This window comes from Ralstonia sp. 22111 (assembly GCF_052045895.1).
Classification (GTDB): Bacteria; Pseudomonadota; Gammaproteobacteria; order Burkholderiales; family Burkholderiaceae; genus Ralstonia; species Ralstonia wenshanensis.
On record NZ_JBQEPR010000012.1, the window covers coordinates 132,882 to 155,414 of the forward strand.

The window sequence follows — 22,533 nt, forward strand, 5'->3', positions numbered from 1 at the left end:
ACACCATTCAGAAGAGGTATTCAATGAGCGATCTCTCCGAACAACAGCAAGTGCAACGCACGTGGGACCGCCCGGAAGGCGCGTCGTTTGAAGACTGGATGAACAGCCGCGTTGCGCGTTTCGCCACTCGCCGCTACGACTGGGATGCCCTCAAGTTCCAGGCCGACTTCGACCCGAAATACCGCCGTGCGCAAATGCGCTACCTCGGCACGGGCGGCACGGGCGTGGCGGCAGACACCAACACGGTGCCGGCCGAGCACTTCACGTTTTCGACCATGGTCATTCCGGCCGGCCACGAAGGCCCGTCGCACCTGCACACCGATGTGGAAGAGGTGTTCTTCGTCATTCGCGGCAAGCTCAAGCTGGTGCTGGAGAAGGACGGCGAGCGTTTTGAGACCATCCTGACCGATCGCGACCTCGTCTCGGTGCCGCCGGGCGTGTACCGCGAAGAAATCAACATCGGCGATGAAGACGCGCTGATGTGCGTGATGCTCGGCGCCAAGAAGCCGATCACACCGACGTACCCGCCCGAGCACCCGCTCGCCAAGATCAAGCGTTGATGCCATGAGCGTGCAGGCTGTCATGTCTTCCCATCCGTTCCGTGTTGCCGACGCGCTTGCCGTGCTGGGCGGCGACTTCGCCGAACACACCGTCGTGATGAGCGTGCGCGGCGATCGCATCGGCTATCGGCAATGGGGCGAGCGCGGGCCGTTGGTGGTGCTGTTGCACGGCATCAGCTCCAGCGCCGCGTCATGGCTGCCTTGCGCGCAGGTTCTTTCGCAGAGCATGCGCGTGCTGGCATGGGATGCGCCGGGCTACGGAAATTCCACGCCGGTTGCAGAGGCAGCGCCGCGCGCCGCCGACTATGCGGTGCGGCTGCAGGCGTGGCTTGCCGCGCTGGATGTGACGCCCGATGTGATCGTCGGTCACTCGCTGGGCGCGCTGATGGCTTCGGCGTATGTGGCCGCCGCGCCAGCGGCGATGCAGCCGAAGTGCCTCTTGCTTCTGAACCCTGCACAGGGCTACGGCCAGCCGGGGCAGGAAGACAAGTCGCGCGCCGTGCAAGCGCAACGTCTTTCAACGCTGGACCAGTTCGGCATCGCCGGCATGGCGGAGTCGCGCCACGCGCACCTGCTGCGCCCGAATGCGACCGATGAAGAGCGTGCCTGGGTGCGCTGGAATATGAAGCGCCTCAACGATGGCGGTTACCGCCAGGCCGTGGCGATGCTCAGCGGCGACGACATCGGCGCCTATCTGCGCAAACGCCCCGCATCGACGCCGGCACAAGTCGCTTGCGGCGATGTGGATGGCATCACGCCGCCGCAAGGCTGCGAAGCGCTGGCCAAGACGTTCGGTCTGCCTTTTGCGCTAGTACCGGCTGCGGGGCATGCCTCCTATATCGATGCGCCTGACGCTGTCGCAGGCTGGATCGAACACGCCGTTCTCTCCCAATCTCAAAACGCCTAAGCGCCAAGACGTATGAGCAACGACCTCATTTCAGAAGACGTGCAGGAAAAGTACATCGTGCCGGGCCTCGAACGCGGCCTGCGCCTCCTGTGCGAATTCAGCCACAAAGACCGCGTCCTGTCGGCGCCGGAACTGGCGCGCCGCCTGAAGGTGCCGCGCTCCACGGTGTTCCGCCTGCTGACCACACTTGAAGTGATGGGCTTCATCGAGCGCGTAGACGGCGGCCGCGATTTCCGTCTCGGCATGGCGGTGCTGCGCCTGGGCTTTGAATATCTCGCCTCGCTCGAATTGACCGAGCTGGGCCGCCCGTTGCTCGATCGTCTGCGTGACGAGATTCACTATCCGTGCAATCTCGTCGTGCGCGATGGCCGGTCGATCGTCTATGTGGCGAAATCGGTCGCGCCCACGCCGTTCACCAGTTCGGTGAATGTCGGCACGCGCCTGCCGGCTCACGCCACGGTGCTGGGTCGTGTGCTGCTGGCCGATCTGTCGCTGGCTGAGCTGCGCCAGCTTTATCCGGAGCCGCAGCTGGAAGTGTTTTCCGCCAACACGCCGCGCACGGTGGAAGAGCTGTTCGAGATGGTCCAGCGCGACCGCGAACACGGCTACGTGCTGCAGGAAGGCTTCTTCGAAGCCAACATCTCGACGATTGCTGCGCCCGTCCTGGATCGCGCCGGCAAGGTGGTGGCTGCACTCGGCACGACCATTCCGTCGCCGCGCATCGACGCGGCACAGCTCGATCTGATGATCGACAAGGTGCGCGCCGCCGCCGGCGAGCTGTCTTACTTGCTGGACTACCGCCCCGCAGGCGGCAAGGTCGTCAACCTGTTCCGCGAATGACCATGCCGATGATCGACCTCACTGGCAAGACCGCCGTTGTGACCGGAGGCTCCTCCGGCATCGGCCTCGCCACCGTTGAACTGCTGCTGGATGCCGGTGCCGCCGTGGCGCTGTGCGGGCGCAATGCTGAACGTCTCGCGCAAGCCGAACAAGGTCTGCGTAGCCGCTTCCCAAGCGCCCGGCTGTTTGCTGCAACGTGCGACGTGCTCGACGCCGGGCAGACGGCCGCGTTTGCGGATGCCGTGGCGCAAGCGCTGGGCCCCGTCGACATGCTGGTCAACAACGCCGGCCAGGGCCGCGTCTCGACGTTTGCCGATACCGACGATGCCGCGTGGACGCAGGAGCTGCAGCTCAAGTTCTTCTCCGTGATTCATCCCACGCGCGCTTTCCTGCCGCAACTCGAGCGCTCGGAGCACGGCGCGATCGTCTGCATAAATTCGTTGCTGGCGCAGCAGCCCGAGCCGCACATGGTGGCCACCTCGGCCGCACGTGCAGGTGTGCTCAACCTCGTGCGCTCGATGGCGACCGAATTTGCACCGAAGGGCGTGCGCGTCAACGGCATCCTGATCGGGCTGGTGGAGTCCGGCCAATGGCGCCGCCGCTTCGAGGCTCGCCCCGAAGAAGATCGCCATCTCGACTGGGCCGCGTGGACGCGCCGCCTGGCCGCGCAAAAACATATTCCCCTTGGACGCCTGGGCCTGCCGGAAGAAGCAGCCCGCGCCATTCTGTTCCTTGCCTCGCCGTTGTCTTCGTACACCACGGGCAGCCACATCGATATCTCCGGAGGACACTCCCGTCATGCTTAATAGACAACAACAGGAACCGCAACTGGTCACGGTGGGCCACGCGATTGCAGCCTTCCTGGAGGCCTGCGAGGTCAAGGCCGCTTTTGGTGTCATCTCGATCCACAACATGCCCATCCTCGATGCGATGGGCGAGCGCGGCAAGATCCGCTTCATCATGGCGCGCGGTGAAGCCGGCGGCGCCAACATGGCCGACGCCTATGCCCGTACCACGGGCGGCCTCGGTGTCTGCCTGACCAGCACCGGTACCGCGGCTGGCAACGCCGCGGGCGCCATGGTCGAAGCACTGACCGCCGGCACGCCGTTGCTGCACATCACGGGCCAGATCGAAACGCCTTATCTGGACCAGAGCCTCGCGTACATTCACGAAGCGCCGGATCAGCTCACGATGCTCAAGGCCGTTTCCAAGGCGGCCTTCCGCGTGCGCAGCGCCGACACCGCCATCAGCACGATGAAGCTGGCCGTACAGACCGCGCTGACGGCGCCGGCCGGCCCGGTGAGCGTGGAGATCCCCATCGACATCCAGGCCGCGCTGATCCCGATGCCGGACGACCTGCGCCCGCTGCAGGTGCCGCAGCATGTGCCGTCGGCCCACGCGCTGGACGAACTGGCTGAACGCCTGTCGCGCGCGCGCCGCCCGATGCTGTGGCTGGGCGGTGGCGCCCGCCACGCCGCGAAGCAGGTCAAGCGCCTGATGGACCTCGGCTTTGGCGTGGTCACCAGCACGCAGGGCCGCGGCATCGTGCCGGAAGATGACCCGCGCTCGCTGGGCGCATTCAACCTGCATAAGCCGGTCGAAGCGTTCTACCAGACGTGCGATGCAATGGTCGTCGTCGGCTCGCGCCTGCGCGGCAACGAAACGCTCAAGTACGAACTCAAGCTGCCGCGCCCGCTGTACCGCATCGATGCGGATGCGTCGGCGGAGGGCCGTTGCTACGCCAGCGATTACTTCGTGTGCGGCGATTCGGCGCTTGCGCTGGATGGCCTGGCCGATCGGCTGGAACAGAAGATGCAGATCGATGCGACGTTCGCTGCCGACCTGCGCGCCGCACACGAGACTGCGGTGCGCGGGCTGATCGATGGCCTCGGCCCGTACGCCAAGCTGGTGGAGGCGTTGCAAGCCGCAGTGGGCCGCGAGTTCAACTGGGTGCGCGACGTGACGGTGTCGAACAGCACGTGGGGTAATCGCCAACTCCGTATTTTTGATTCGCGTGCTGGCGTGCATGCGCTGGGTGGCGGCATCGGCCAGGGTTTGGCGATGGGCATTGGCGCGGCCATCGGGTCGGCAGCAACCGGATCGGGCAAGACCACGTTCTGTCTGGCCGGTGACGGCGGCTTCATCCTGAACCTGGGTGAGCTGGCGACCGCCGTGCAGGAGCGTGCCAACCTCGTCATCGTGCTGATGAACGACAAGGGCTACGGTGTCATCAAGAACATTCAGGACGCGCAGTACGGCGGCCGCCGCCATTACGTGGATCTGCACACGCCGGACTACGCGGCGCTCGCGCAGTCGCTGCAATTGCGCCATCGCCGCGTGTCGGATCTGGCCGACGTGGGCAGCGCATTGAAGGAAGCCACCAGCAGCGAGGGGCCGTTCCTGATGGAGATCGACATGCTCTCCATCGGCAGCTTCAAGACCATCTTTGCAGGGCCGCCCGTCAATCAACAAGCCAAGGATGGCCAGGGCGAACGCGCCGCCGAGCGCACGACGGTGGTGGCGTGAACGCGCAACTGAGCCAATTGAAGGAGCCGGACATGCTGCATGTATCGATGGTCGGGTGCGGAGCGATCGGGCAAGGCGTACTGGAACTGCTCAAGAGCGATCCGGATGTGTGCTTTGACGCCGTGATCGTGCCCGAGCACGCGATGGACAAGGCGCGCGAGGCCATCGCCCCGTTCGCGCCGAATGCGCGTGTCACGACGCATCTGTCGGCGGACGCCCATCCTGATCTGCTGGTCGAATGTGCTGGCCACGATGCGCTTGAAGAGCATGTGTTGCCGGCGTTGGAGCAGGGCATCGACTGCCTGGTGGTATCGGTGGGTGCGCTGTCCGAACCCGGCGTGGCCGAACGGCTGGAAGCCGCGGCCCGCCGTGGCAACGCGCAAGTGCAGCTGCTGTCGGGTGCCATCGGGGCCATCGATGCACTGGCCGCTGCGCGCGTGGGCGGCCTGGATGCGGTGGTCTACACCGGCCGCAAGCCGCCGCGCGCCTGGAAGGACACGCCGGCCGATCAGCAGTTCGACCTCGATGCGCTGCGCGAGCCGACCGTGATCTTTGAAGGCAACGCCCGTGAAGCCGCGCGTTTGTTCCCAAAAAACGCCAACGTGGCGGCCACGCTGTCCTTGGCGGGCCTCGGGCTTGAGCACACGCACGTCAAGCTGCTGGCCGATCCGACGGTGGACGAGAACATCCATCACGTCGAGGCGCGCGGCGCCTTTGGCGGCTTCGAGCTGACGATGCGCGGCAAGCCGCTGGCGGCCAATCCCAAGACTTCTGCGCTGACGGTGTTCAGCGTGGTGCGTGCGCTGGGCAACCGCGCGCACGCCGTTTCGATTTAAGCGAGGCCATTGCGCCATGACTGTTTCCAACCCGAACGCAACCGCAACGTCCGTGTTGCCCATCTGCATCGCCGGCGAATGGCGCCTTGGCACTGGCGAGCGCTATGTCACCCGTTACCCCGCCACGGGCGAAGTGGTGGCTGAACTCAACGCTGCCAGCGTCGCCGATGTGGAAGAGGCTGTGGCCGGTGCCTACCGCGCCTTTCTGTCCAGCGGCTGGGCGCAGCGCAAGCCGCACGAGCGCGCCGCCGTCCTGTATCGCGTGGCGGAGCTGATCCGCTCGCGCAGCGAAGCACTGGCCCAACGCCAGCGGCTGGATAACGGCAAACCGATCAACGAGACGCGCGCCCTGGTGGCAAGCGCTGCCGCCACGTTCCAGTTCTTCGGTGCTGCATGCGAGACGCTGGAAGAGGCGCTCACGCCCGCGCGTGGCGATTGCCTGACGATGAGCGTGCATGAGCCCATGGGCGTGGTGGCGGCCATCACGCCGTGGAACTCGCCCATCGCCAGCGAGGCGCAAAAGATGGCACCTGCGCTAGCTGCGGGCAACGCCGTCGTCGTCAAGCCGGCAGAAGTCACGCCGCTGATGGCGCTGGAGCTTGCCGCCATCTGTGAGGAAGCGGGCGTGCCCAAGGGCATGATCAGCGTGCTGCCGGGCAAGGGTTCCGTCATTGGCGATGCGATTACGAAGCATCCGCTGGTGCGTCGCGTGTCGTTCACGGGTGGTACGAACACGGGCCGCCATATCGCGCACATTGCCGCCGACAAGATGATGCCGGTGTCGCTGGAACTCGGCGGCAAGTCGCCGACGATGGTGTTTGACGACGCCGATCTCGACCATGCGGTCAATGGCGTGCTGTACGGCATCTTCAGCTCGTCGGGCGAGTCGTGCATCGCAGGGTCACGTCTGTTTGTGGCGCGTTCACTGTATGAACCGTTCATGGATCGCCTGGCCGCTGGCGCAGCACGCCTGCGTGTCGGCAATCCGGCCGATGAATCCACGCAGATGGGCCCGCTGATTACCGACCGTCACCGTGAGTCGATCGAATCTTACGTGGCAATGGGCGTGGAAGACGGCGGCCACCTGCGCACGGGCGGCTTGCGTCCGCACGTCGCCGGGTGCGAGTCGGGCTACTTCTACACGCCGACCATCATCGAAGGCCTCACCAACAGCGCGCGCATTTGCCAGGAAGAAATCTTCGGTCCGGTGCTCGTCGCCATGCCGTTCGACGATGAAGACGAATTGATCGAGCAGGCCAACGACAGCGTCTACGCATTGGCCGCCGGCATCTGGACGCGTGACTACAAGCGCGCATGGCGCATCGGCCGCGCGGTGCAGGCCGGCAACGTGTGGATCAACACCTACAAGCAGTTCTCGATCTCGACGCCGTTTGGCGGTTGGCGCGACAGCGGCCTGGGCCGCGAGAAGGGCCGCCTCGGCATCCTGCAGTACATGGAGCAGAAGAGCCTCTATTGGGGGCTGAATGAACAACCGCTGGCCTGGGCCAACGCCAACTGAAGCGGAAGCAATCAAACGCCCGGACCACAGGAGATGAAGATGAACACGATTCGAGGCATCGACGAAATCGTCTACGGTGCCGACGACCTCGCCGCCTGCAAGCAGTTCTTCCTGGATTGGGGCCTTGCCCTGCAATCGGAAGACGCCAGCGGCCTGCTTTTCGAAACGCTCAACGGCTGCCGCGTGCGCGTCAAGCGCAGCGACGATGCCACGCTGCCGCCCGCCATGGAGGCCGGCCCGACGCTGCGCGAAGTGATCTGGGGCGCCGATTCGCAAGCTGTACTCGACCGCCTGGTCGACAAGCTGGCCGATCAGCCAGGCTACGTTCATGTCGACGGCCGGGTCGGTTGCACTGATCCGAACGGCTTGGCAGTGCGCGTGCAGTTGACTACCAAGCGCGATATCGACGTGCAATGCGCTGCAATGAACACGTGGACGGACAAACCGCGCCGCAACCAGCCCAGCCCGATCTATGAACGTGCCACGCCCATTGAAGTGGGTCACGTGGTCTTCTTCGTGAAGGACGTGGCGGCCACCGAGCGCTTCTATATCGACAAGCTCGGTTTTGTGCCGTCTGACCACTACCCGGGGCGGGGTGCGTTCCTGCGCTGCGAGCCCGAAGGCGGCCATCACGACCTGTTCCTGCTGCAGACGCCGCAGGCTAAGAGCGGGCTCAACCACGTGGCCTTTACCGTGCGCGATATCCATGAAGTGTTCGGCGGTGGCATGCATGTGTCGCGCTGTGGGTGGGATACGCAACTGGGCCCGGGCCGTCACCCGATCTCGTCGGCGTACTTCTGGTACTTCAAGAACCCGGCCGGCGGCCTGATCGAGTACTACGCGGATGAAGACCAGCTCGACGCCGACTGGCAGCCGCGCGATTTCGAGCCCGGCCCGACTGTGTTTGCCGAATGGGCCATCGACGGTGGCATTGACGGCAACACACGCCGGCAGAAAAACGTCGTCGGCCCGGAAGGCAAGTTCCTGACGGAAAAGCGCTGAAACGTTGCAGAGAGACGTGCTATGAATTCCCCCCTCAACCTGCGCGTGCATGCCATGCGCTACGAAGCCCAAGGCATCGTGAGCGTGGAGCTGCGCGATGTCGACGGCAAGACCTTGCCCGAGTACGCACCCGGCGCGCATATTGAACTGCATCTCGGCAACGGGCTGGTGCGCAGCTATTCGCTGTGCGGCGCGCCGGAGATGCGTGACCGCTATGTGGTCGGCGTGCTGCTCGACCGCAACAGCCGCGGCGGCTCGCGCTATGTGCACGAGCAGTTGCGCGTGGGCTCAATGCTCAAGATCGGCGGCCCGCGCAATCACTTCGAGCTGGACGAAACCGCGCCGCGCACAGTGTTGGTCGCGGGTGGCATTGGGGTGACGCCCATCGTATGCATGGCGCGTCGTCTGGCCGAGCAAGGCAAGACATTCTCGATGCTGTACTGCGCGCGCTCGCGTGCCGAAGCGGCCTTTGCCGATGAGCTGGCCGCCCATGGCGAGGCGGTGCGTTTTCACCTGGACTCTGAAGCCGGTGGGCCGCCCGATCTGAAAGCGTTGCTCGCGGGGCATCCGGCCGATACGCATTTCTATTGCTGCGGCCCCGGCCCGATGCTGCGGGCATTCGAGGCCGCCTGCGAAGCGCTGGGCTACACCAACGTCCATATCGAACGCTTTGCGGCGGATCCCGGTGTGGAGTCGGTGCAGGACGGGGAGTACCAGGTCAAGCTCGCGCGCAATGGCGCTGAGCTGTGCGTACCGGCAGGCAAGTCGCTGCTCGACGCGCTGCTGGAGATTGGCGTCGAGGTTGAACACAGCTGCAAGGAAGGTGTGTGCGGATCGTGTGAAACGCGCGTGCTCGAAGGCGAGCCCGACCACCGTGACAGCGTGCTTTCCAAGAGCGAGCGTGCATCGAACCAAACGATGATGGTTTGCGTATCCGGCTGCAAGGGCAAGCGCCTGGTGATTGATTTGTAAGCGCAGGATGGCTTAGGCGCGGGCCTGACCAGCCGCGCCCTCTTTTTTGCGCCGTGTTTTTCTTTTAAACGACGTTTCGTATACGAAACAAAGCAAGCACCACAACCAGCTCGTCCACCAAGACGGCGATAACAACTGGCGGGGCGGACACCTTGTCCAGTGGAGGAAACAGCAAATGAAGACAACTTTGTTCGCCCTTGCGGCGATGAGCCTGGCTGGCACGGCGGCGGCCCAGAGCAACGTGACCCTGTACGGCAGCATTGATGAAGGCGTGGCCTACATCAACAGCCTCAAGAGCGGCGCCGCCAGCGGCTCGGCCCTGCGCATGGACCCCGGCACCATGCAGCCGGATCGTTTCGGCCTGCGCGGCTCGGAAGATCTGGGCGGTGGTACGCAGGCCATCTTCCAGCTGGAGTCGGGTTTTCTGGGTGACACCGGCAACAGCGTGGTGGCCGGGAAGCTGTTCAACCGAGCGGCGTGGGTGGGCCTCACCAACGACCGCCTGGGTAACATCCAGCTCGGCCACCAGGCGGACTTCATGTTCGATTACCTCGGGCGCCTGAGCAACGGCTTCCAGCTCACCAACTTCTACCTGTTCCACCCCGGCAACTTCGACAACCTGGCCAACCAGTTCCAGATCGACAATGCCGTGCGCTACGTGTCGCCGATTTTCGGTGGGCTGCAACTGGGCGGCATGTACGGCTTTGGCGAGGTGCCGGGTTCGCCGTCCAAGAGTCGCAGCTACAGCCTGGGCGCGTACTACACCAATGGCGGCTTCCGTGCGGCTGCGGCTTATACCGCTTCCAATGACCGCGCGCTGGACATCGCTGGTCGCCTGGGTATCACGAACACGCTCGGCACGACGCTCGTGCCGGGCGTGATGACGCCGATGAGCTCGGTCAAGTCATTCGGTACCGGCGCGCTGTATCAGTTCAGCAGCCTGCCGGTGCAGATCAACGCGGTCTATACGCAAACGCGTATCACGCTGGGCGGCGCCAATGCCCGCGCTCAGAACGTCGACCTGGGCACGGCTTGGCATTACAGTGCCGCCAACACGCTCAACGTGGGCTATACCTTCAGCAAGTACGAAGGTGCCCGTTGGAACCAGTTCAGCCTGGGCAACGTGTATGCATTCTCCAAGCGCACGCAGGTGTACGTTCAGGGTACCTACCAGCGTGCCGCTGGCGACGCGAAGTCCGCTGCCATCAATGGCGTCGGTGTGGCGGCGCAGCGCAACCAACTGGTTGTCAGCACCGGCGTGCATCACTCGTTCTGACGTCCTGACCCAACGCGCGCCGCTGGGCAGCGACCCGGTGGCGCATCAACTTCCTCCGGAAGGAGCTTCACATGAAGCCAGGTGTTTTGATTGATAACGGAATTGATCACGATGGGCCGCTGGGTGGGATGAGCCTGGGCAAGATCGTTGCCCGCATCGAGCGGCTCAAGAGCAACGGCATGCACGTGCGCGCGCGCCTGCTGATCGGGCTCGCGACGTTCTTCGATGGTTTTGACGTGATCGTCATCGCGGCTACGCTGCCGCTGCTGATTGCGCAATGGCACCTGACGCCGGCACAGATTGCGTTTGTGATTGGCGCGCCCGGCATCGGTCAGTTGATCGGCGCATTGGTGTTCCCCATGCTTGCCGAGCGACTTGGCCGCGTGCGCATGATCGGCTATAGCGCGGGCATCATCGGCTTGATGAGCCTGCTGTGCGGCGTGGCGCCCAGTTTTGCCGTGTTTGCAGCGCTGCGTATCGTGCAAGGCATCGGCCTGGGCGGCGAGCTGCCCGTGGCCGCTACGTACATCAACGAGGTCACGCGCGCACATGGTCGCGGGCGCTTCGTGCTGCTCTACGAGGTGGTATTCCCGATCGGCCTGCTGGTGTCCAACGCGCTGGGCGCATGGCTGGTACCGCATTTCGGCTGGGAGGTGATGTACTTCCTCGGCGGCATACCGCTGGTGCTGTTCTTCACGCTGCCCAAGGCCGTGCCGGAGTCCCCGCGCTGGCTGGCGACCAATGGCCGCATGGCCGAAGCTGACGCCGCGCAGGCGCGCTTTGAAGCCAAATCGAAGGAGCCGCTGCCGCCGCTGGGTGATACCTCGGCCTTCGAGCAGATGTCGCATCGCCACCCGAAACGCGGCATGCGCGATCTGTTCGGCCCCGTGTACATCAGGCGCACGGTGGTCGTGGCCATGCTGTGGGCGACGTGCGGTTTCATCCAGTACGGTCTGTCGACATGGCTGCCGACGGTCTACAAGACGATCTATCACGCGCCACTGCAACTGGCGCTCAACCTGGCGGCGCTGGCTTCGGTGCTGGGTGTGGTCGGCTCGTTGGTCTGCGCGATGATCGTCGACAAGGTGGGCCGCAAGCCGGTGATGGTGGTCTCGTTCGTACTGTGCGGCGTCTCGCTGGCGCTGGCCGGGCTGCTGCACGAGCAGTCGCTCTATGTGGTGGCGGGGTTGTGCTCGTTGGCGCTGGGGTTGATGGCGTGCGGCTTCATCACCGCCTATGTCTATACGCCGGAGCTGTATCCGACCAACATCCGCGCGGTCGGTTGCGGCATGGGCGGCGCGTGGCTGAAGATTGCCGCCATCTTTTCACCGATGCTGATCGGTTCGACGATCGGCTCGGGCAACGTCAGCAATGCGTTCCTGCTGCTGGCATTGGTCCCCATACTGGCCGCGGTCACCATCTACTTCCTCGGCATCGAAACCAAAGGGAAAGTGCTCGAGCAACTTGAGTTGTAAGCCGACGCCGTCGACGGTCGCAAAACGGAGCGGGTGGTGCTCGCCTGGGCACGCCCCCGTTTTGGCTCAGGCAATGCTGTGATCCGCCATCAGTTCCAGTGCGCGCACCATGGCTGAGTGGTCCCATGCCTTGCCACCGTGAGCGGCGCACACGTTGAAGAGCTGTTGTGCGGCCGCGGTGTTCGGCAGGGCGATGCCGAGCTTGCGAGCGCCTTCCAACGCCAGGTTCAGATCCTTCTGGTGCAGCTCGATGCGAAAGCCCGGGTCAAACGTCCGCTTGATCATGCGTTCGCCATGCACTTCGAGAATGCGCGAGGAGGCAAAGCCACCCATCAACGCCTCGCGCACACGTGCCGGGTCGGCACCAGCCTTGGACGCAAACAGCAGCGCTTCGCCCACTGCTTCGATGGTCAATGCCACGATGATCTGGTTGGCGACCTTGCAGGTCTGACCAGCACCGGAGTCGCCCACGTGCGTGATGTTCTTGCCCATCAAGGCGAACAGCGGTTTGGCACGCTCGAACGCGGCTGCTTTGCCGCCAACCATGATCGTGAGTGTTGCGTCACGTGCACCGACTTCACCGCCTGAAACGGGCGCATCAAGGTAATCCGCGCCCAGCGCTTCGACGCGCTTGGCAAAAGCCTGCGTTTCAATCGGCGAGATCGAGCTCATGTCGATGAAGAGCTTGCCTCCAGCCAAGCCCTGCGCGACACCGGCCTCGCCAAACAGCACATCAGCCACGTCCGCCGTGTCCGGCACCATCGCGATGACGATGTCCGCGGCTTGCGCCACTGCCGCTGAGTTGGCGACCACCTTCGCGCGCGAACGCAGATCTTCCGGCACGGAATGCTTGCCGCTGACGATCAGCGTGTGGTCGCCCCTGAGCAGGTTGCGGGCCATGTGAGCGCCCATGATGCCAAGACCGATGAATCCGATGGTAGCCATGATGTTCTTCCGAAGGCGTCTGGGTGAAGTGGGTGGGTAGCGTGAGTCACGCCGCAGCGCGTCTCACAAGCGTAGATCGACGCACCGATGAAGACCAGCCATGGCTATCATGCTGTGCGCTCCAGGATGCATTGGCGCCGCGCCCGGCAGGCCTTTGCGACGCGCGATGCCCATACGGAGATGAGACCCGGAAATAAGGGCCGAGAAGCGTCATTGCTCGTGCAATGGTTTGGAAGCCCCCTCTCATAGACTGAAAACGTGCCGATAAGACAGCTATCGGACACGCCGAGAGGGAGGGGATATGTCCACCACAGCCACCGCAGCAGCCAACTGGATCGTCGTCCTGACATGCGCGTACATGGAGTACAGCACGTGGCGGGGTATCAGCGTCTACCGCCGCACGGTCGGCTATGAAAGCGTGGTGTGGTGCTGACTAACGGACCGCAGGCTTGGGCAGCAACCTTCGGATGAGATCGCCATGTGCCGAATACTTTGCCAGCAGCGCGCCATCGTCGGCCAGTTCGAACTCGCTGAACTCGAACCCCGGCGCAACGGTGCAGCCGACGAGCGCATAGCCATGTTCACCGGGCACGCGCTCGGCCGCAAACCAGCGGCCTGCCGGAACCACCGCCTGGTACACCGCCATCGCGTCGTCGGCCGCATTGCCCAGACGATGCGTGCTCACCGTACCGTCGTCCTCCAACACATGCACATTGAGTGAGTCCCCCGCATGGAAGTGCCACAACTCGTCCGACTGGATCCGATGCCAGGCGGAATATGCATCATCCGCCAAGAGGTAATAGATGGCGGTGGCAGCCGCACGTTCGACGGGCGGGATGCCTCGCTGGATGCGTTCCTCACTGCGATAGGTTTCGCGATAGAAGCCGCCTTCCGGGTGCGGTTCGAGACCAAGGCGGGCGATGAGGTGCTGAGCAGCGGCGGCGAGGGGCATGACGTGAAACCTTCGACTCAGTTCTGCTGACGTCGGAACGGAAAGCGCTGCTGGTTGACGAAGCCGTCGGGCATGTAGTCACCTACTACGCCGTACTTCTCAGGGAAGGCCTTCTTCGATTTGACTGCGGTACCGAATAGATAGTCAATGAAGGCGAAATGCGCGGCGTAGTTCTTGTCGATCGCTTCGTCTTCCGACGAGTGGTGCCAATGATGGAAATCCGGCGTCACGAAGATGTACTTCAACGGCCCCCACGGCAAGTGCACGTTGGCGTGATTGAACACCGCCTGAAAGCCCACGATGATGATATAGACATCGACCACGGCCTTGTCGAAGCCCAGCACGAACAATGGCCCAAGCACAGCCACCCGCGTGGCGATCAGTTCAAGAATGTGCTGCCGGGACCCGGCCAGCCAGTCCATCGTCTTCACGCTGTGATGCACGGCATGAAAGCGCCAGAGGAACGGCACTTCGTGATACGCGCGGTGCGTGACGTACTCCATCAGGTCGGCCACCAGCATGCACAGCAGCAACTGCGGAATGAACCAGATGTGCTGCACCATTTGCTGGAAGTCCGCATGCACCATCCACCCGAACACGCGGTGGATCAGGAAGTTCACCACCAGCAGCACCAGCCCCACGATGAAGTGGTTCACTGCGAAGTGCACCATGTCCGTCTGCCATTCCGCCCGGAACACCGGCTGTTTCTTGTAGAGCGGGAACAGCTTCTCAAGCAGCACGAAAATCGCCGTCGAACCGAGCAGGTCGAGAATGAACCAATCCATGCCGATATACGGCGTGTGATCCGGAAAATCGCCTACCGGCACGCGCGAGCCGCCCAGCGCAACGGCAATCACCACAAACAGGAACGCCAGACCGTTCAGGCGGCGGCGGTTATCCAGCACGATATTCGCCAGCGATAACCCCCCCGAAATCAGCAGAGAGACAAACAGAATCTGCCGAATCACATCCACCGAATACGCGCGTCGCAATTCGGGCGTCGTCAGATACTGGGGAAAGTGAAACGCCAGTACGCCCAGCAAACACAGAAAGCTCAGCACCAACGCCAGGATGGTGCCGATCATGCCTCGGCCGAACTTCAGGCCGCCGTTGGCATGCAGCAATGCATTGGCATCGCGGATCGTCGCGTCGGCCACGCGGACGATGACGGGTTGGTGTTCCTCTTCGGGCAATGGCGCCAAAGGCTTTTGGGACGCATCCATGGATCTGACTCGCAGTATTGTTTTGTTTTATTAACAATGCGATTACCAAAGGAATATTGGCTCTGATTCGCATTGCTGCGCGATTATACGGACCGGTTTCGTGTATTCAACGGCGCAATTGCTCAGCGTATAAATGATTTGCGATTGCCGCGCCTCCTCCCTGCGCGGCAGGGTCAGGAAGCTGCATCTGCGACGTTGAATGCGCGTCGCATGGCGTTGCCTTTCCGTGCAAGGCCATGCATTGTGAGGTCCGCGCTTGATGGGCGACCGACGATACAAGACTAGAAGGGGAGCAACCATGTCAGAAGGATTTCACGTGCACGGCGCGCATGACCACGCGCTCGAGCACGCGGCAGAAAGCGGCCACGCCGATAGCTTTGCCGGGCGTATTGCCGTCATGACGGCGATTCTCTCGACGGCCGGCGCCATCTTCGGTTACCAGGGCGGCGCCACGCAAAACGCCGCACTACTCGCCAAAAATGAAGCTGCCATCCACAAGACCGAAGCCGCCAACCGCTGGGCCTACTACCAGGCCAAAGGCCAGAAGCAGGCGATTGCCGAGCTGACCGCCCAGTTGCCCGGCACCGATCAGGCCGCCGCCAAGCGCGAAGCCCAGCGCTACGCCGCCGAGAAGGAAGACATTCGCCGACAGGCTGAAGACCAGGAGCGCCTGGCCAAACAGGCCGACGACGCCAGCGAGCTTGCCGTGCACCATCATCACCGGTGGGCGCAAGCGGTGGTCGCCATTCAGGTGTCGATCGCGCTGGCGGCTATCACGTTGCTTTCCCGGCGGCGCTGGATGCAGGTTCTGTCATACGGTGTGGCCGCTGTTGGTGGTGTCGTGGCCGTGCTGGCGCTGCTTCATATCTGATGGCCGACGGCACGCTGCTCGCCCAGATGTTTGCGTGCCGGCATAGTCAGTCGCCAGAATGGCGCTTTTGCAGCAGACATCCTCCCACATGAATCTGGAGCGAACACCATGGCCCTTGTAATTTGGGCGCAGCGCGCGTTGATGATTGCAAGCTGGTTGGCTAGCGCGTGCGCCATGGCGGCCGGGCCAGCCGTCGAGCCGGGCGAGTACGTCTACATCCTGGGCGACAGCGCGAGCGGCACGATGACGGTCAAGGGCGACAGCTTCAACATCTCGACGATTGGCGGCAACTGCCACACGTGCGCGATCGAAGGCACATTCCGGGGCCGCGTTGGCATCGACAAGGATGAGGGCAAGTGCCACATCGCCGTGTCGGGCAACAAGGACGCGCTCAAGCTGGATTCATCCGCCACCGCCGAGGCCTGCCGAGATTTCTGCGGCATGCGCGCCATGTTTGATGGCGACTACCGCCGTGCGCCGGTCGCCTGCACAGACCGCCAGCGTCAAGCCCGCATCGGCCAGGCCCACAAGCAATACGCCGCCAAGGATTTCGATGCAGCCCGCACAACACTGCGTTCTCTGCTCTCCGACTGCGATCCCTTCATGGACTGGATCGAGCGCGACAAGGCTCGCAGTGATCTTGCCGTGACTGAATACCATCGTGGAGACAACGCCCAATGCCTCGCTGTGCTGTCCGAGACGACAGCGATCAAGGCACAGAAGGACTCAACACTGATCCTGCCGCCGTGCGACGCCGACAATTACGCGTCGATGAGCAAGGCGATTCTCTACAACCAGAAGCTGTGCCAAGCGTCGGGCAAGCATTGATGCCAACTGCATCTCTATAAGAAACGGGGCGGCGGGCGATGGCCCGGCCCAATCCGCGTCTCAGGTTGGCCGGACGCGGCGTTCGTCGGCCCCTCAACCTGCGCCATAACCCTGCGGCGCATGGCGACGCAGGCCAGTCATCAGCAAGATTTTTGCGAGTGACTCACGAAAGTGCTTGCCAGCTGCGCTTCCGCACATTAGTATTCGCCCCTCGCTGCAAAACACAGCGCCGAAACGCAAGTGGAGGTGGTGGTGTTGAGTGGTGGAGAAGCAGGAGTGGAGCGGGTTTGCGGTCGATTGTGTGGTTGGCGATTGGCGGTAGATCGGGTGGTGGTTGGCAGCGAGTTGACGGATAAAAATTCTTCGACGAGTTGTTGACAGCGACGAAAAAGCTCTGCATAATCTCGTTTCTCTGCTGCAGACAACGCAGCGACGCGATAAACAAAGTTGATCGCGAAGTTCTTTAACAAGCAAACAGCCGATAAGTGTGGGCGCTTAATACTGGATGCGACGAACGCAAGTTCGTTAGCTTACAAGTAATGAAGTGCTCGCACAGAAGTAAGGTTTGAACGAAAGTTCAAGTCAGATTCTGAGAGTGAGCGACCGCTCGTAAAGAGCGAAAACAGCAGATTGAACTGAAGAGTTTGATCCTGGCTCAGATTGAACGCTGGCGGCATGCCTTACACATGCAAGTCGAACGGCAGCGGGGGAGAAGCTTGCTTCTCCTGCCGGCGAGTGGCGAACGGGTGAGTAATACATCGGAACGTGCCCTGTAGTGGGGGATAACTAGTCGAAAGATTAGCTAATACCGCATACGACCTGAGGGTGAAAGTGGGGGACCGCAAGGCCTCATGCTATAGGAGCGGCCGATGTCTGATTAGCTAGTTGGTGGGGTAAAGGCCCACCAAGGCGACGATCAGTAGCTGGTCTGAGAGGACGATCAGCCACACTGGGACTGAGACACGGCCCAGACTCCTACGGGAGGCAGCAGTGGGGAATTTTGGACAATGGGCGAAAGCCTGATCCAGCAATGCCGCGTGTGTGAAGAAGGCCTTCGGGTTGTAAAGCACTTTTGTCCGGAAAGAAATGGCTCTGGTTAATACCTGGGGTCGATGACGGTACCGGAAGAATAAGGACCGGCTAACTACGTGCCAGCAGCCGCGGTAATACGTAGGGTCCAAGCGTTAATCGGAATTACTGGGCGTAAAGCGTGCGCAGGCGGTTGTGCAAGACCGATGTGAAATCCCCGAGCTTAACTTGGGAATTGCATTGGTGACTGCACGGCTAGAGTGTGTCAGAGGGGGGTAGAATTCCACGTGTAGCAGTGAAATGCGTAGAGATGTGGAGGAATACCGATGGCGAAGGCAGCCCCCTGGGATAACACTGACGCTCATGCACGAAAGCGTGGGGAGCAAACAGGATTAGATACCCTGGTAGTCCACGCCCTAAACGATGTCAACTAGTTGTTGGGGATTCATTTCCTTAGTAACGTAGCTAACGCGTGAAGTTGACCGCCTGGGGAGTACGGTCGCAAGATTAAAACTCAAAGGAATTGACGGGGACCCGCACAAGCGGTGGATGATGTGGATTAATTCGATGCAACGCGAAAAACCTTACCTACCCTTGACATGCCACTAACGAAGCAGAGATGCATTAGGTGCTCGAAAGAGAAAGTGGACACAGGTGCTGCATGGCTGTCGTCAGCTCGTGTCGTGAGATGTTGGGTTAAGTCCCGCAACGAGCGCAACCCTTGTCTCTAGTTGCTACGAAAGGGCACTCTAGAGAGACTGCCGGTGACAAACCGGAGGAAGGTGGGGATGACGTCAAGTCCTCATGGCCCTTATGGGTAGGGCTTCACACGTCATACAATGGTGCATACAGAGGGTTGCCAAGCCGCGAGGTGGAGCTAATCCCAGAAAATGCATCGTAGTCCGGATCGTAGTCTGCAACTCGACTACGTGAAGCTGGAATCGCTAGTAATCGCGGATCAGCATGCCGCGGTGAATACGTTCCCGGGTCTTGTACACACCGCCCGTCACACCATGGGAGTGGGCTTTACCAGAAGTAGTTAGCCTAACCGCAAGGAGGGCGATTACCACGGTAGGGTTCATGACTGGGGTGAAGTCGTAACAAGGTAGCCGTATCGGAAGGTGCGGCTGGATCACCTCCTTTAAGAGCGTGCATCCGACGTTAGGCGTCCACACTTATCGGTTTGTTTGATGTTACAGCCAAGGGTCTGTAGCTCAGGTGGTTAGAGCACCGTCTTGATAAGGCGGGGGTCGTAGGTTCAAGTCCTACCAGACCCACCAAGTTACGGACGGTGGAAGTTGTTCTCTGCCGTGACTGGGGGATTAGCTCAGCTGGGAGAGCACCTGCTTTGCAAGCAGGGGGTCGTCGGTTCGATCCCGTCATCCTCCACCATTACCTTTTGGTTGCCAAACGCAAGCATCGACGCTGTGTCGATGGTGTTTGCGTTTGGCCTAGCCAAGACGAGCGTAAAAGTTCGGCTGTTCTTTAACAATATGGAATGTAGTAAAGGTGTCGCGGTGCGTTGATGAGACGCACAATCAAAACGCGACACTGGGTTGTGATTGTATCAACCAGTATTACCAGAGCAATCGAAAGATTGTCTTGGAATACGGCACAACGCGAGAACTCAGCCTATAGCGAGACATACTCGTTATAGGGTCAAGCGAATAAGTGCATGTGGTGGATGCCTTGGCGATTACAGGCGATGAAGGACGTAGTAGCCTGCGAAAAGCTGCGGGGAGCTGGCAAACGAGCTTTGATCCGCAGATATCCGAATGGGGAAACCCGGCCCGCATGGGTCATCTGTTACTGAATACATAGGTAACAGAAGCGAACGCAGTGAACTGAAACATCTAAGTAGCTGCAGGAACAGAAATCAACCGAGATTCCCAAAGTAGTGGCGAGCGAAATGGGATCAGCCTTGTACTCTTTAGCAGTATTGTTAGCAAAGCGGAATGGAAAGTCCGGCCATAGTGGGTGATAGCCCCGTATGCGAAAACAGTATTGTGGAACTAGGTGTACGACAAGTAGGGCGGGACACGTGAAATCCTGTCTGAAGATGGGGGGACCATCCTCCAAGGCTAAATACTCGTAATCGACCGATAGTGAACCAGTACCGTGAGGGAAAGGCGAAAAGAACCCCGGGAGGGGAGTGAAATAGATCCTGAAACCGCATGCATACAAACAGTCGGAGCCTGGAAACGGGTGACGGCGTACCTTTTGTATAATGGGTCAGCGACTTACATTCAGTGGCAAGCTTAACCGATTAGGGAAGGCGTAGCGAAAGCGAGTCCGAATAGGGCGTTCAGTCGCTGGGTGTAGACCCGAAACCAAGTGATCTATCCATGGCCAGGTTGAAGGTGCGGTAACACGTACTGGAGGACCGAACCCACTAACGTTGAAAAGTTAGGGGATGAGCTGTGGATAGGGGTGAAAGGCTAAACAAACTTGGAAATAGCTGGTTCTCTCCGAAAACTATTTAGGTAGTGCCTCGTGTCTCACCTTCGGGGGTAGAGCACTGTCATGGTTGGGGGGTCTATTGCTGATTACCCCGCCATAGCAAACTCCGAATACCGAAGAGTGCAATCACGGGAGACAGACATCGGGTGCTAACGTCCGGTGTCAAGAGGGAAACAACCCAGACCGCCAGCTAAGGTCCCTAAATATTGCTAAGTGGGAAACGAAGTGGGAAGGCTAAAACAGTCAGGAGGTTGGCTTAGAAGCAGCCACCCTTTAAAGAAAGCGTAATAGCTCACTGATCGAGTCGTCCTGCGCGGAAGATGTAACGGGGCTAAGCAATATACCGAAGCTGCGGATGCACGTAAGTGCATGGTAGGAGAGCGTTCTGTAAGCCTGTGAAGGTGTCTTGTAAAGGATGCTGGAGGTATCAGAAGTGCGAATGCTGACATGAGTAGCGATAAAGGGGGTGAAAGGCCCCCTCGCCGTAAGCCCAAGGTTTCCTACGCAACGTTCATCGGCGTAGGGTGAGTCGGCCCCTAAGGCGAGGCAGAGATGCGTAGCTGATGGGAAGCAGGTTAATATTCCTGCACCGTCGTATGATGCGATGGGGGGACGGATCGCGGAAGGTTGTCCGGGTGTTGGATGTCCCGGTCCCTGCATTGGAGATGGCACTTAGGCAAATCCGGGTGCGTGATTCAAGGGTGTGGGGCGAGCGACTTTAGGTCGCGAAGCAATTGGAAGTGGTTCCAAGAAAAGCCTCTAAGCTTCAGTCATACGAGACCGTACCGCAAACCGACACAGGTGGGCGAGATGAGTATTCTAAGGCGCTTGAGAGAACTCGGGAGAAGGAACTCGGCAAATTGGTACCGTAACTTCGGGATAAGGTACGCCCTTGTAGTTTGACTAGCTCGCGCTAGAAGGACGAAGGGGTTGCAATAAAATGGTGGCTGCGACTGTTTAATAAAAACACAGCACTCTGCAAACACGAAAGTGGACGTATAGGGTGTGACGCCTGCCCGGTGCCGGAAGATTAAATGATGGGGTGCAAGCTCTTGATTGAAGTCCCGGTAAACGGCGGCCGTAACTATAACGGTCCTAAGGTAGCGAAATTCCTTGTCGGGTAAGTTCCGACCTGCACGAATGGCGTAACGATGGCCACACTGTCTCCTCCCGAGACTCAGCGAAGTTGAAGTGTTTGTGATGATGCAATCTCCCCGCGGCTAGACGGAAAGACCCCATGAACCTTTACTGTAGCTTTGCATTGGACTTTGAACCGATCTGTGTAGGATAGGTGGGAGGCTTTGAAACCGGGACGCTAGTTTCGGTGGAGCCGTCCTTGAAATACCACCCTGGTTTGTTTGAGGTTCTAACCTTGGCCCGTGAATCCGGGTCGGGGACAGTGCATGGTAGGCAGTTTGACTGGGGCGGTCTCCTCCCAAAGTGTAACGGAGGAGTTCGAAGGTACGCTTGGTACGGTCGGACATCGTACCTAAAGTGCAATGGCAAAAGCGTGCTTAACTGCGAGACCGACAAGTCGAGCAGGTGCGAAAGCAGGACATAGTGATCCGGTGGTTCTGTATGGAAGGGCCATCGCTCAACGGATAAAAGGTACTCTGGGGATAACAGGCTGATACCGCCCAAGAGTTCATATCGACGGCGGTGTTTGGCACCTCGATGTCGGCTCATCTCATCCTGGGGCTGTAGCCGGTCCCAAGGGTATGGCTGTTCGCCATTTAAAGAGGTACGTGAGCTGGGTTTAAAACGTCGTGAGACAGTTTGGTCCCTATCTGCCGTGGGCGTTGGAATCTTGACGGGGGCTGCTCCTAGTACGAGAGGACCGGAGTGGACGTACCGCTGGTGTACCTGTTGTCTCGCCAGAGGCATCGCAGGGTAGCTATGTACGGAAGAGATAACCGCTGAAAGCATCTAAGCGGGAAACTTGCCTGAAGATGAGGATTCCCTGGAGACTTGATCTCCCTGAAGGGTCGTTCGAGACCAGGACGTTGATAGGCTGGGTGTGGAAGCGCAGTAATGCGTTCAGCTAACCAGTACTAATTGCCCGTGCGGCTTGATCCTATAACCGGTATGTTTCCGGCTGGGTCTGCCTTGTGCCTGATACTCACACATCACAACCCCAAATCTACATTCCCATATTGGTCGCGTTGACCTCGTCAACGTGGCAACAAGTCATAGCCTGGTGACCATAGCGAGTCGGTACCACCCCTTCCCATCCCGAACAGGACCGTGAAACGACTCCGCGCCGATGATAGTGCGGATTCCCGTGTGAAAGTAGGTCATCGCCAGGCTCTCCC

Annotated in this window: 17 protein-coding genes, 2 tRNA genes and 3 rRNA genes; 19 read left to right on the plus strand and 3 right to left on the minus strand. The window is 60.8% G+C overall.

Going from position 1 to position 22,533, the window contains the following annotated elements; genetic code table 11:
• The first annotated feature begins 23 nt into the window (after positions 1 to 23).
• From ACTJK4_RS23490 to ACTJK4_RS23540, 11 genes are all read left to right on the plus strand, one after another.
• Complete coding sequence (locus tag ACTJK4_RS23490) at positions 24 to 560, plus strand: cupin domain-containing protein (RefSeq protein WP_316871923.1); 537 nt, start codon at positions 24 to 26, stop codon at positions 558 to 560.
• 4 nt (positions 561 to 564) lie between these two features.
• Positions 565 to 1,467, plus strand: a complete 903-nt coding sequence (locus ACTJK4_RS23495; protein ID WP_433868085.1) for an alpha/beta fold hydrolase — start codon at positions 565 to 567, stop codon at positions 1,465 to 1,467.
• Positions 1,468 to 1,479: 12 nt separating this feature from the next.
• Entirely contained in the window at positions 1,480 to 2,307 is an 828-nt protein-coding gene (locus tag ACTJK4_RS23500; RefSeq protein WP_260804160.1) for an IclR family transcriptional regulator, read from the plus strand.
• Between the two features lie 2 nt (positions 2,308 to 2,309).
• Positions 2,310 to 3,113: an SDR family oxidoreductase gene (locus tag ACTJK4_RS23505; protein WP_260804159.1), complete on the plus strand. Its 804-nt coding sequence runs from the start codon at positions 2,310 to 2,312 to the stop codon at positions 3,111 to 3,113.
• Positions 3,106 to 4,833 (plus strand): thiamine pyrophosphate-binding protein, encoded by a 1,728-nt coding sequence (locus ACTJK4_RS23510; protein WP_232039320.1) that lies wholly within the window; start codon positions 3,106 to 3,108, stop codon positions 4,831 to 4,833. The genes ACTJK4_RS23505 and ACTJK4_RS23510 overlap by 8 nt, the downstream gene beginning before the upstream one ends.
• A gap of 32 nt (positions 4,834 to 4,865) precedes the next feature.
• The gene (locus ACTJK4_RS23515) at positions 4,866 to 5,669 is read left to right on the plus strand and encodes an aspartate dehydrogenase (protein WP_232040251.1); all 804 of its coding nucleotides are present in this window, start codon (positions 4,866 to 4,868) and stop codon (positions 5,667 to 5,669) included.
• Between the two features lie 16 nt (positions 5,670 to 5,685).
• A complete protein-coding gene (locus ACTJK4_RS23520) occupies positions 5,686 to 7,188 on the plus strand; it encodes an aldehyde dehydrogenase (protein WP_433868084.1) in 1,503 nt (500 codons plus the stop codon).
• A 39-nt stretch (positions 7,189 to 7,227) separates the two neighbouring features.
• On the plus strand, positions 7,228 to 8,190 hold the full coding sequence (locus ACTJK4_RS23525; RefSeq protein WP_433868083.1) for a VOC family protein: 963 nt from the start codon (positions 7,228 to 7,230) through the stop codon (positions 8,188 to 8,190).
• A gap of 21 nt (positions 8,191 to 8,211) precedes the next feature.
• Positions 8,212 to 9,162 carry a PDR/VanB family oxidoreductase gene (locus tag ACTJK4_RS23530; RefSeq protein ID WP_433868082.1) on the plus strand — a complete coding sequence of 317 codons (951 nt, stop codon included), beginning with the start codon at positions 8,212 to 8,214 and terminating at the stop codon, positions 9,160 to 9,162.
• 175 nt (positions 9,163 to 9,337) lie between these two features.
• Positions 9,338 to 10,438 (plus strand): porin, encoded by a 1,101-nt coding sequence (locus ACTJK4_RS23535; protein ID WP_414562409.1) that lies wholly within the window; start codon positions 9,338 to 9,340, stop codon positions 10,436 to 10,438.
• Positions 10,439 to 10,509: 71 nt separating this feature from the next.
• A complete protein-coding gene (locus ACTJK4_RS23540) occupies positions 10,510 to 11,913 on the plus strand; it encodes an MFS transporter (protein WP_433868081.1) in 1,404 nt (467 codons plus the stop codon).
• A gap of 66 nt (positions 11,914 to 11,979) precedes the next feature.
• On the opposite strand, the gene ACTJK4_RS23545 is transcribed toward ACTJK4_RS23540, so the two are convergent.
• Entirely contained in the window at positions 11,980 to 12,858 is an 879-nt protein-coding gene (locus ACTJK4_RS23545; protein ID WP_316871915.1) for a 2-hydroxy-3-oxopropionate reductase, read from the minus strand.
• 301 nt (positions 12,859 to 13,159) lie between these two features.
• Between ACTJK4_RS23545 and ACTJK4_RS23550 the strand changes: the two genes are divergently transcribed.
• The gene (locus ACTJK4_RS23550; protein ID WP_260804153.1) at positions 13,160 to 13,291 is read left to right on the plus strand and encodes a hypothetical protein; all 132 of its coding nucleotides are present in this window, start codon (positions 13,160 to 13,162) and stop codon (positions 13,289 to 13,291) included.
• Here ACTJK4_RS23550 and ACTJK4_RS23555 read toward each other — a convergent pair whose 3' ends face one another.
• The gene (locus ACTJK4_RS23555) at positions 13,292 to 13,810 is read right to left on the minus strand and encodes a cupin domain-containing protein (protein ID WP_260804151.1); all 519 of its coding nucleotides are present in this window, start codon (positions 13,808 to 13,810) and stop codon (positions 13,292 to 13,294) included. It lies immediately after the preceding gene.
• A gap of 17 nt (positions 13,811 to 13,827) precedes the next feature.
• Positions 13,828 to 15,033: a sterol desaturase family protein gene (locus ACTJK4_RS23560; protein WP_316871914.1), complete on the minus strand. Its 1,206-nt coding sequence runs from the start codon at positions 15,031 to 15,033 to the stop codon at positions 13,828 to 13,830.
• Between the two features lie 298 nt (positions 15,034 to 15,331).
• On the opposite strand from ACTJK4_RS23560, the gene ACTJK4_RS23565 reads away from it, so the two are divergent.
• The 7 genes from ACTJK4_RS23565 (at position 15,332) to rrf (ending at position 22,527) form a co-directional block, all read left to right on the plus strand.
• Entirely contained in the window at positions 15,332 to 15,904 is a 573-nt protein-coding gene (locus ACTJK4_RS23565; protein ID WP_316871913.1) for a DUF4337 domain-containing protein, read from the plus strand.
• Between the two features lie 108 nt (positions 15,905 to 16,012).
• Positions 16,013 to 16,732: a hypothetical protein gene (locus ACTJK4_RS23570; protein WP_316871912.1), complete on the plus strand. Its 720-nt coding sequence runs from the start codon at positions 16,013 to 16,015 to the stop codon at positions 16,730 to 16,732.
• A gap of 632 nt (positions 16,733 to 17,364) precedes the next feature.
• Positions 17,365 to 18,904: ribosomal RNA gene (locus ACTJK4_RS23575) — 16S ribosomal RNA — on the plus strand.
• Between the two features lie 60 nt (positions 18,905 to 18,964).
• Positions 18,965 to 19,041 (plus strand) — tRNA-Ile (locus ACTJK4_RS23580).
• A gap of 36 nt (positions 19,042 to 19,077) precedes the next feature.
• A tRNA-Ala gene (locus ACTJK4_RS23585) sits at positions 19,078 to 19,153 on the plus strand.
• Positions 19,154 to 19,418: 265 nt separating this feature from the next.
• Positions 19,419 to 22,297 (plus strand): 23S ribosomal RNA (locus ACTJK4_RS23590).
• A 117-nt stretch (positions 22,298 to 22,414) separates the two neighbouring features.
• Positions 22,415 to 22,527 (plus strand): 5S ribosomal RNA (rrf, locus tag ACTJK4_RS23595).
• Together the 16S, 23S and 5S rRNA genes with 2 tRNA genes alongside form the textbook arrangement of a ribosomal RNA operon.
• Positions 22,528 to 22,533 lie beyond the last annotated feature (6 nt).